The sequence below is a fragment of the Pseudonocardia sp. SID8383 genome (assembly GCF_009864975.1).
GTDB classification, from domain to species: domain Bacteria; phylum Actinomycetota; class Actinomycetes; order Mycobacteriales; family Pseudonocardiaceae; genus Pseudonocardia; species Pseudonocardia alni.
The window spans coordinates 1-3,318 of the sequence record NZ_WWFY01000422.1 but is presented as its reverse complement, the minus strand read 5'-3'; the positions used below and the strand labels follow the sequence as shown (position 1 = coordinate 3,318).

Annotated in this window: 5 protein-coding genes; 4 read left to right on the top strand and 1 reads right to left on the bottom strand. The window is 72.9% G+C overall.

Going from position 1 to position 3,318, the window contains the following annotated elements; all coding sequences use genetic code 11:
• On the bottom strand, nucleotides 1–298 hold a 298-nt coding region (locus GTW08_RS10515; RefSeq protein ID WP_202416955.1), incomplete at its 3' end, for a hypothetical protein.
• 71 nt (nucleotides 299–369) lie between these two features.
• Between GTW08_RS10515 and GTW08_RS10510 the strand changes: the two genes are divergently transcribed.
• From GTW08_RS10510 to GTW08_RS10495, 4 genes are read left to right on the top strand one after another with little or no spacing between them, the layout of a single operon-like run.
• Nucleotides 370–1,608, top strand: a complete 1,239-nt coding sequence (locus tag GTW08_RS10510; protein ID WP_073578108.1) for an SRPBCC family protein — start codon at nucleotides 370–372, stop codon at nucleotides 1,606–1,608.
• 36 nt (nucleotides 1,609–1,644) lie between these two features.
• A complete protein-coding gene (gene gvpJ / locus GTW08_RS10505) occupies nucleotides 1,645–2,034 on the top strand; it encodes a gas vesicle protein GvpJ (protein ID WP_062401185.1) in 390 nt (129 codons plus the stop codon).
• The gene (locus GTW08_RS10500; RefSeq protein ID WP_073578107.1) at nucleotides 2,031–2,783 is read left to right on the top strand and encodes a GvpL/GvpF family gas vesicle protein; all 753 of its coding nucleotides are present in this window, start codon (nucleotides 2,031–2,033) and stop codon (nucleotides 2,781–2,783) included. Before gvpJ ends, GTW08_RS10500 begins: the two co-directional genes overlap by 4 nt.
• On the top strand, nucleotides 2,783–3,025 hold the full coding sequence (locus GTW08_RS10495) for a gas vesicle protein GvpG (RefSeq protein ID WP_073578106.1): 243 nt from the start codon (nucleotides 2,783–2,785) through the stop codon (nucleotides 3,023–3,025). The genes GTW08_RS10500 and GTW08_RS10495 overlap by 1 nt, the downstream gene beginning before the upstream one ends.
• The last annotated feature ends 293 nt before the right edge of the window (nucleotides 3,026–3,318 follow it).

Here is a 3,318-nt window from a genome sequence, read left to right as displayed (position 1 = left end):
CCCGCGCGGCCGGGTCGGCGACGCGGGGAGCGGGCCGGGCGGTCGCGGGCACCACGTCGAAGGCGCGCCGTCCGCGGTCGGCCGACGCCGACTCCGAGGACCCCCCGCGCCGGCGGACCGGACGGTCATCGGGCTCGGGATCGTCGTCGGGACGTGCGGGATCGTCGAGCCGGTCGTCGTCGGACGGCGCGGACTCCGACTCCGAGGGCCGCGCGGCCCCGGCCCGGCGGACCGCGCGGTCCTCCTCGGGCCGCAGCTCCGAGTCGTCGTCCTCCTCGTCCTCGGACTCGTCGGGCAAGGGCGGCTCGCGCAACGGCCGGGCGCCGCGCTCGGGCGGGCGTGCGACGAGGAAGGCGGAGGCGCGGGCCGATGGCTGAGGAGCAGAACGGCAGCACCTCGGTGCTGGACCAGCTGCCCACCGACCGCCTCAAACAGGCCGGGCAGCTGCTGTTGAAGGCCGCCGCCGACCGTGCGGTCGGCGCCGCGATGAACCAGGTGGAGGGACTCACCGAGCGGCTGACGGGCGTCGCCGAGAACGGCGGGACCGGTCTGGGCGCGGCTCTCGGCGGGGGTGGCTCGGAGGAGGGGGGCAATCCGGTGACGAACGCGGTGAAGGGCGGGTTCTCGGCCGTCAAGGACAAGGTGATGGGGGCCGTCGGGCTCGGCGGCGACGAGGACTCCGAGGACTCCGAGGGCGGCGCCGGCGGCGGTGGTTCCGGCGGGGGCCGCGGCAAGTTCAAGTTCATGAACATCGTCGAGCACCTCGACGTCGGTGTCCCGGTGCGGGTCGCCTACGACCAGTGGACGCAGTTCGCGGACTTCTCGACCTTCATGAAGAAGGTGCAGTCGGTCGACCAGGAGTCCGACGAGAAGACGAACTGGAAGGCCCAGGTGTTCTGGTCGAAGCGCACCTGGAGCGCGACGATCATCGAGCAGATTCCGGACACCCACATCATCTGGCGTTCGCAGGGTGCCAAGGGCTATGCCAACGGGTGCGTGTCGTTCCACGAACTCGCGCCGAACCTGACCCGCGTCGTGCTGATCCTCGAGTACTACCCGGTCGGCCTGTTCGAGAAGACCGGCAACATCTGGCGCGCCGTCGGCCGCCGGGCCCGGTTGGAGTTCAAGCACTACGGCCGGCACGTGATGGTCGAGACCCTGCTCAATCGCGAGGAGCTGGAGGGCTGGCGCGGGGAGATCCGCGACAGCGAGGTCGTCAAGACCCACGAGGAGGGGCTCGAGGAGGAGCGCGAGGCCGAGTACGACGACGAGGACGACGAGTACGACGACGACTACGAGGACGCCGAGTACGACGAGGACGACCTCGACGAGGACGACCTCGCGGAGGAGGACGACCTCGCCGAGGAGGAACCGGCCGAGGACGACGACTACGCGGAGGAGGACCTCGACGAGGACGGCCTCGACACCGACGCCGACGCCGAGGCCGCGGACGAGGAACCGGCCGACGAGCCCGACCCGGAGTACGACGACGCCGAGTACGACGACGCCGAGCCGGAGGACGCCGAGGCCGGGGAGCCCGAGCCGGAGGAGGACGGCGGCCGACGGGCCGGGAGCCGTCGCCGTCGCACGGCGGGCTCGCGTGGCTGACCCGGCCCGGCACCTGCGAACGGAGGGACGTACACCGTGACCGTCAGCCATCGACAGGGGGGCGGTGGCCGGGTCGACCGCGCCCCGCAGGGCGACCTCGCCCAGGTCATCGACCTGATCCTGGACAAGGGTCTCGTCATCGACATCTTCGTGAAGGTGTCGCTGGTCGGTATCGAGCTCGTCACGATCGACGCCCGCATCGTCGTCGCCAGTGTGGACACCTACCTGCGGTTCGCGGAGGCCACCAACCGCCTCGACCTGCACCAGAAGGGCGGCAAGGACCTCGGCGAGGTCGTCAGCGGCATCTCGGAGGGCGGCTCGAAAGGGGTCTCGAAAGGAGCCACCAAAGGAGTGATCGAGGCGGGCAAGGAGAAGTTCGACGACCTCCGGGGTGAGCGTCGCTCACGGAAGGAGAAGAGCGGGTGAGCAGCGCGACCTACGTCTACGCCGTCGTCGCCGCCGACATCGACCTGCCCGAGGGGCTGACCCCCGTCGGCGGCGGCGAGGAGGTGGCGGTGATCGACCACGGGCGGCTCGCCGCAGTCGTCAGCGACGTCCCGCGCGACGCCCCGCTGGGCAGCCGCGAGGACCTCCTGGCCCACGAGCGCACCGTGAACACCCTGGCCGGGAGCACGACCGTGCTGCCGATGCGGTTCGGCGGCGTCGTCGACGACGACCGCGCCGTCGTCGACGAGCTCCTCGCCGCGCACCAGGAGTACTTCGCCTGGGCGCTGGAGCAGCTCGACGGCTGCCGGCAGTTCGTGCTGACCGGCCGCTACGACTCCGACCGCCTGGTGGCGGACATCGTCGAGGCCGACCCGGAGATCCAGCAGCTCGGTGAGGCCGTGCGCGGCAAGGACCCGGACGCCACGTACTACGAGCGCATCCGGCTCGGTGAGGCGATCGCGGGCCACGTCGAGCGCATCCGGTCCGACGACGCGGACCTCGCCGTGGAGCGGCTGGGCCCGTTCGCGGTCGCGACGTCGGTGAAGGAGCCCGCTGCCGAGGACGGCGCCGTCGAGCTGGCGCTGCTGGTGCACCGCGACCGGGTCGGCGACTTCGAGCAGGCCGTCGACGCGCTCGGCGACGAGTGGGACGAGCGGGTGCGGCTGCGCCTGATCGGCCCGGTCGCACCGTACGACTTCCTGCCCGAACCACCCGAGGCCGAGGGCTGATGGGGCTCTTGCGCGGCCTGCTCGGGCTGCCGCTCGCACCGCTGCGCGGCGTCGTCTGGGTGGGGGAGCAGCTGCAGGACCAGGCCCACGCCCGGCTCTACGACCCGGTCGCGGTGCGCCGGCAGATCGACGAGGTCGAACGGGCCTACGAGCAGGGGGAGATCTCCGAGGCCGACCGCGACGCGCGTCAGGAGGTCCTGCTGGCCCGGCTGACGGGGCGACCGGGGGACGGCCGTGGCTGAGCCGGAGGGCCGGTCGTCCGACGAGCGACCACGTCGTCGCGGGTCGGAAGAGCCGGCCCGTCGGCGGGACGGATCGGAGGCTCCGGTGCGGCGACGAGCGGGTGAGGCTCCACGACGCCGTCGCTCCGGGGACGACGATGCTCCGCCGCGTCGTCGCTCGGTGGACGACGACGCCGCGCCGCGCCGTCGGTCGGCGGACGGGGAGCAACCGCCCCGGCGGCGACGTCCGGCCGACGGTGGGTCGTCGCGCCGCCGCTCCGACACCGCGCAGGACCGGGCCGCCGACGCGCCGT

What these genes read in the sequence shown, in the direction of transcription:
- GTW08_RS10510 (WP_073578108.1), top strand. Translation starts at nt 370, where the DNA reads ATGGCTGAGGAGCAGAACGGCAGCACCTCGGTGCTGGACCAGCTGCCC.
- GTW08_RS10495 (WP_073578106.1), top strand. Translation starts at nt 2,783, where the DNA reads ATGGGGCTCTTGCGCGGCCTGCTCGGGCTGCCGCTCGCACCGCTGCGC.